Origin of the sequence: Mycobacterium sp., from assembly GCF_032159565.1 — a bacterium.
Taxonomy (GTDB): domain Bacteria; phylum Actinomycetota; class Actinomycetes; order Mycobacteriales; family Mycobacteriaceae; genus Mycobacterium.
Genome location: NZ_JAVHWR010000064.1, coordinates 1 through 6,485, shown reverse-complemented (window position 1 = coordinate 6,485; position 6,485 = coordinate 1). Strand labels below are relative to the sequence as shown.

Here is a 6,485-nt window from a genome sequence, read left to right as displayed (position 1 = left end):
CTCGCCACGTTAACCGATTGACCCATGAGGACGGCGGCCGCGAGTCAGACGAAGGCGGCGTCAGGTTTCGATGCTTTTGGCCGGCCAACGGCGATCGATCCTTCGCCTGGTTCGATCACGTACGTATCGCCGCGGTCGGCGCCGCTAGCGGACCGGGGTGAGCAGCAGATGGGGCCGTGCCAGGGCCGCCGTCACGACGTCGTCATCGGAGGACGGTGCCGGAAGCCCCGAACCCGGCGCGAGCAGTGTGTCGCGGGGCGCGGGCGCCGCACCGCACGCGGTGCACCGGCCCAATTCATCCAGCGGTGCTTCGTCGGCGGCGTGCTGAAACACCCGCAGCGGCCCGGCGGGGGCGTAATACTCGTCGCCCCATGCCAATAGCGCACGCACCGCGGGCCACAAAGCTGTGCCTTTGTCGCTAAGCCGGTACTCGCCGCGCCCACTGCTGCCGGTCACCCGCTCGAGAATTCCTTCCGCTGTCAGGGATTTAAGTCGCTCCGCGTGCCAGATGGCTGGATCCTGCGTGCCACCGCCGACCCTGAATTTCATCTCATGGTGCATTTCAACGACTGGCTGCACACTTCACACGCCGACAACACGCCCCACGCAGTCCAAGCCCCGCCATACGTCGGCTTTCTGGTTCCGGATCAAAACAGCTTTCTGAAGCGATCCGGCATCATGCAGGTCTACGGCTTTGCTGCAGGCAGTCACTACACCGGCGGGCCGTACAAGGCTTATCGAGGATGTACGTACTCGCACTCTTCGCGGTTCGACACGAACGGCTTGGACGTTACGTGGACACACGAGCAGTACAAGATCGGGTCACGAGTCCGACGGAGTATTCGAGATATCGATCGCCCACCAAAGAACCGTAGTTGCGCGGGCGATCACGGGGCGGCCAAATCTGGCTGTGTTCTCTCCTTATGACGATTCGATTGAGCGGTATTACGCGGAAGACCTGGTGCTGGAGCGGCCGCTGGCGCCTTCGCTAGGGTTGGCCAATGTGAAGGATTTCAGCTTAACGTGGACATTGCCGGACCTCAGGGACGTGATGGCGTCCGCCGAGCTCGTCGCAATGAATTACAACCCGGCTTACATGCGCGAAGTGTTTGAGCGCGACTAACACGATGTACCCAAACGAGAACAACACCCCCTTCACCGGCAATCGCCGCTATCCGTCGGATCGTGCTTGGCGTTTGCGCGGGATGAGCATCCCCCGACGAAGTGATCTCGTTGCTGCAGAACGGCTCCTGGCCACGCAGACGCACTGTGGTTACGGACGTGGCACTGCTGATTTAGTGATTGAGCGACGGTACCGCTTGGGCCGTTTGTGGCCGCCCGCTCCTCGATATCCGAGGTGCCGCCGGCTTCGCGATTTTGGCGACCATTTTGGGACCACACGTCATACGCGATGGCGAACGACCCGCTCTTCTGTGAGCGTCACCCACCCGCCCGCCAACGACACAAACCATCAGCGACCTGGGTAAACGCCTGACCGCTACTTTCTGGGGTCAAGTGGTTCACATCTTCGGACGAGGCTTCGAGACGTAGTTGACTACCCCGGCGCGGCCGGCGGCTCGGATGTCCTGTGCTGGGATCTGGCGCATGGCGTAGTCGATCAGCTGGGAGCGGCGGCCGCCGCTTCGGGTGTGCGGGCACCCGTTACCGCACTGAGCCCGGCCAGCGCCGTCGCTGCGGCGGCGTAGCGCAGTGCCACGCCGGGACATTGGCACCGAGCGATGTTAACAATGTGGCGGCTGTGGTTCAGGTGATCTTTGGGGTCGACGTCAGTTCGATGCCGCACCGTTACCCCGCCGGCGTCACGTCCGCGCCGGAACCCTTGATCGACGCCTTCGCACGCTTCTCGGGCCGCACCGCCCGGTTGCCGCGCACGAACCCAGTGGCCGAAACCGCCGCCGCTAGCAGCGCGACCTCGCCGTTGACGAACGGGTGAAAGCCGACGCCGGCGCCACCGCGGCTCTTCACCGGGATGTCGGCGACTTCGGTGACCTTCCAGCCCTTTTCGGATATCGACAGAATGGCCTCGCCGTTCTCACACGTCAGCGGCAACGCGGCGATCACCTCGTCGCCATCCGCGCTTAGCTTCACCCCGGCGACGCCGTTGCCTGCCGCGCCCTGCGGATTCACTGCGGCCGGATCGATCCGCAGCACCTTCCCGCGCCGAGTCACCAACGCCAGATGGGAGCCGGGTGCCAGCACGCCGGACCGCAGCAGCCCCGTGATGTCCGGCGCCACCGGGATATCGCGGATCTTGAAAGGCAGTCCGCCACCGGTGGTGAATTTGATTCGTCCGTCGGTCCACACCGCCCAACCAAGTCCCGAGGTCAGCAGATCGCCGTGGCTGTCGGAGAACACACCGCGGTCATCAAGTCGCCACGCGGCGTTGGACTTACGCTCGCGGGGACCGTCCTCGTCGGCACTGGATGCGGTCGGAGTGGCGTCGAAGTCCAGCACGGTGCGACGGTCGAATTCGGCGCCTTTGAAAAGTTTTGCGGTCTCCACAAGCTCGTTGTCGATCACCTTCCGGCGCGCATCAGGATTCGACACCAATTCGGTGAGTTCGAGGAACTCGGCGCCCAGCTTCTCCGCTTCGGCCTGCAGCTCGATCACGTCGAGCTTCGTCAGCCGGCGAAGCTGCAGCGCCAGAACGTAATCGGCCTGCTCGGTGTCGATTCCGAACCGATCCTGTAGTCCTTGCCGGGCCTCGTCGACGGTGTCGGATCCGCGGATCACCGCCACCGCGGCGTCGATGTCCAGGTGGATGGTCATCAGGCCGGCCACCAGGTGGCGCCGTGCGGTGACCTTTTCCAGTCGATACTCGCTGCGGCGCAGCACCACCGAATCGCGCAGGTGTAGGAATGCGCCGATCAGTTCACGCACCGACCACCAGCGCGGTACGCGGTCCTCATCGAGCGCGACCAAACTGGCGGCGAACGTCGACTCCAGCGGCGTCAGCGCGAGCAGCTGCTCACGGATCGTTTCGCCGCTATGGCCGCGTTTGACGGTGACCACGATTCGCAGCCCGTTGCGGCGGTCGGTCAGATCCGACATGTCCGCCACGCCGGACATCTCGCCCGATTCGGCCAGAGCCCGGATCCGTTCTTGCACAGTGTTACTCGCGACGCCGGGCGGGAGTTCGGTGATGATGACGTTCTTTCCGTCCACCGACACCGTGCCGCGCACGGTGAAGGCTCCCCGGCCGGTGGTGATGTACTCCCGCAGTCCGGTCGCACCGACCACGGTGGCGCCGCATCCCCAATCGGGGCCGGGAATGAGTTTGAGCAACCTGTCGTCGGTCATGTTCGGGGTCTTCAGCAGCGCCCGGCAGGCGGCCATGACCTCACGCGGATTGTGTGCGGGCACCTTGGTGGCCCACCCTTCGGCGATGCCGACGGCGCCGTTGCAGAGCAGCACCGGCCACTGGGCCGGCAGCACCGTCGGCTCGATCCATTCACCGTCGAACGTCGAGACCATCGGCACGGCGTGGTCGTTGAGTTCGGCGGTCAGTGCGGCACCGGGTGCCGACAGCCGCATCTCGGTGTAGCGGTCGGCCGCGGGGATGTCTCCCTGGATGCGCGGGAAAGCGCCTTGTCCGTCAATCACTTTCACGCGCTGGAACTCGGCGGCCATCAGCGCCGCAGCCCCGTACATCGACGCGCCGCCGTGCGGGTGCAGGTTGCCGGTGACGGCCGAGCAGACCTTCGAGGACTTCTGCGGCTTGTTTCCGGGCAGCAGTCTCGACTCGTGCATCTGATAGAGCAGGCGCCGCTGGCCGGGCTTGAGTCCGTCGAACGCGGACGGGATCGCGCGGTCGCTGACGCTGTAGAGGGCAAAGGTCAGCTGGTAGTGGTTCCAGTAGTCATCGGCACTCTGGTCGAGCACCAGGTCGGGGTTCTGCTCGATGATGGCGGTCACGTCGTTCTCCTAATCGAGGTCGAGAGCAGAGGTATCGACGCGGGCGGCGATATCGGCCATCCACGTGCGCCGGCCCTCTGGCGGCCCGCCGAACAGAGTGTGGTGCAATTTCGGATCGCCCTCATCGAGGTGTACCCGAATGACGGTACGGCGATGCGGATCCAGCACGGTGTTCCAGAAGTCGTCGGCGTCCATCTCACCGAGACCCTTGTTCCGCTGCACCTCCACCTTGCGCTTGGAGGTGACCTTCAGCTGGGCTACCGCGGCATCACGCTCGGACTCGTCTTGGCAGTAGATCCGTTGCTGGCCGTCTTTGACCACGAACAGCGGCGGCAGCGTGACGTAGACCATTCCGGCCTTGACGAGTGGCCGGTAGAAATCGAGGAACATCGAGATGAGGCTCGAGTTGATGTTGCCGCCGTCGGGGTCGGCGTCGGAGGCGAACAGGATGCGGTCGTACCGGCACGACTCCGGGTCGCAGTTGTCACGCACTCCACAGCCCAGGATGCGTTCGATCGAGTCGAATTCGTCCTTGACCCGCGCCTTGCTGAGGGTGAATCCATAGACGTTGGGCGGCTTGCCTTTCAGGGGGAAGGCCGCCTGGAAGGTGGCGTCGCGTGCGGCTTTGATCGTGCCCAGCGCTGAGTCGCCCTCGCACAGGAACAACTCGGCACCCGAGCCGCGTCCGGTCTCCCGGCTGGGCAGCAGCTTAGGCGGCAGCGACAGGTTCGTCCCCAGGCCCTTGGCTTTCGACGCCGCCCGGGACCGGGCCTTGGCACCCTCGGCGCTGCGTCGCGCCCTGGCGGCCTCCAGCGCGAGCTTGGTCCACAGCGATACCGTGTCGCCGTTGCCGGGGTTGGCGGCCCAGATGGTGACGCTTCGCGCCACGTCCTGGGCCATCGCCACGTTCAGCGACCGCGAGGACACCGCGGTCTTGGCCTGCGAGTCCCATGCGACATCGGGTGCCCGAGTGTCCACGGCGAGCGCGGTTACCGCGGCGAAATCCAGTGCCTCCGGGCCGTCTTCGCCTTTGGCCAGGCCCAGGTCTCGGATGCGGGATGCCCGGTCGGCCAGTGCTTCGGACAATCCCTTCACGGCGGCGCTCAGATGAGATCCGCCACCGGGGGTGCGCACGGTGTTGCAGAACGCGGCGACGGTGGCCGGCTCGGCTGGGCCGGCCGTCAACGACCAACGGAACGGGGTCGGGCCGCGGCCGGTGGTGTACTCGCCGCGGCCCTCGACCACTGCGCGCACGCCGGGCACCGGAGTGCCCCCGGCGGTGCACATGAGGTCCAGGAGGGTGTCCGTGCCCCACGGCCCGCTGAACGGTTCGAGCAACTCGGGCCGGACCTCTTCGCCGGGCCATCCGTCGTCCATGACGATCAGATGCACCCCCGGCGACATCCGCGTAGCGGCGTGCGCGCGCAGCAGCACCTCGTTGATGTCCACAGTGGAATCCGGCACCACGGCCGGGTCGAACAGGATGCGCACCGTGGTGCCGTGTGCATCCGGTTTGCGATTGCCGGAGCCGCGCAGTTTCTGCGTGTCGGATCGGGTGAACGGGGCGTTCGGGTCGAAGTCCTTGCCGTCGAACACCCCCGGGTAACCACCTCCGAAACTCTGCAGGTAAGTTTTCCCGGCCCGGTGTACCGTCACGTCGGTGCGCGCGGAAATGAAAACCGCTGCGGCGGCGCCTATTCCGTTAAGTCCGGCACCCGTGCTTGCAGCGTCGGTGTGTGCGGAGAACTTGCCGCCGGCCCGCGCGGTACCCAAGGTCTTGACGATGCCGTTCTTCCCGTTCACCGGGTCGGTGTCGACGGGCAGGCCCCGGCCGTCGTCGGTGACGCTGACCGATCCGTCGGCATGCAAGGTGATCGTCACTGTGGACCCACCGTGACTGGGATCGGCGACCTCTTCGATCGCGTTGTCGACGATCTCGCGAAGCGCGGTGTTGAGCACGTCCAGACCGAGGTTCACCGCCGGCCGCAGGCGTGTGTGCTGGACATCATCGAGCTCGGTGATGTCAGCGGCGGTGTAACTCACTGCTCGTCCTTTCCATCAAATGCCGGGTAGGGGAGGACCGAATCTCACGGGGATCTGTCGGCGATCCACCTGGCACGCACTGGTGTGCCGCAGAAATGGTAGTCGGCCGGCCCGACATCTTTGCGCAGCCTCGGCGGTGTATGAGCAGACTCTCTTCAGCGTCACACCCATATCGGCGGGGCTGAGGCGAGAGCGTGATTGGTTCTCGAACAGCGGCTTACGCCGAGATGTCGGACCCGTGCGCCACACTCCTGGCATGGGCAGGCGCAACCACGAGAGACAAACGGCCAAGCAGAAGCTCGCCTGGCGCACTCCCTAAAGCCGGCGCCGGGCTCGATCCATCACTGCCGGCCCGGCAACCTTAGCGCAACAACATCTTTCACACCGGACCGCGCCTAAAGCGGCTGAACGCGCGGTGTTGCGTGGTACGTGTCACCGTGACGAAATTTGGTACAGACACGATCGTCAACCTCTGACAGACTCCAGGACGTCGTAAGTCCGGCCTG

4 protein-coding genes and 1 pseudogene are annotated in these 6,485 nt (G+C 65.3%); 1 reads left to right on the top strand and 4 read right to left on the bottom strand.

The window, feature by feature from the left end; all coding sequences use genetic code 11:
- Window positions 1-144 precede the first annotated feature (144 nt).
- The gene (locus tag QOC76_RS07805; RefSeq protein WP_526355899.1) at window positions 145-549 is read right to left on the bottom strand and encodes a winged helix-turn-helix transcriptional regulator; all 405 of its coding nucleotides are present in this window, start codon (window positions 547-549) and stop codon (window positions 145-147) included.
- Between the two features lie 361 nt (window positions 550-910).
- Here QOC76_RS07805 and QOC76_RS07800 point away from each other — a divergent pair, with 361 nt between their 5' ends.
- Window positions 911-1,123, top strand: a complete 213-nt coding sequence (locus QOC76_RS07800) for a hypothetical protein (RefSeq protein WP_526355897.1) — start codon at window positions 911-913, stop codon at window positions 1,121-1,123.
- Between the two features lie 406 nt (window positions 1,124-1,529).
- Here the strand turns inward: QOC76_RS07800 and QOC76_RS07795 are convergent.
- The 3 genes and pseudogenes from QOC76_RS07795 to QOC76_RS07785 all read right to left on the bottom strand — a co-directional run.
- Window positions 1,530-1,727 (bottom strand): annotated as a pseudogene (locus QOC76_RS07795) (DUF1906 domain-containing protein); the annotation flags it as partial.
- 79 nt (window positions 1,728-1,806) lie between these two features.
- On the bottom strand, window positions 1,807-3,936 hold the full coding sequence (locus QOC76_RS07790) for a DNA gyrase subunit A (RefSeq protein WP_526355895.1): 2,130 nt from the start codon (window positions 3,934-3,936) through the stop codon (window positions 1,807-1,809).
- Between the two features lie 9 nt (window positions 3,937-3,945).
- On the bottom strand, window positions 3,946-5,979 hold the full coding sequence (locus QOC76_RS07785; RefSeq protein ID WP_526355893.1) for a toprim domain-containing protein: 2,034 nt from the start codon (window positions 5,977-5,979) through the stop codon (window positions 3,946-3,948).
- Window positions 5,980-6,485 lie beyond the last annotated feature (506 nt).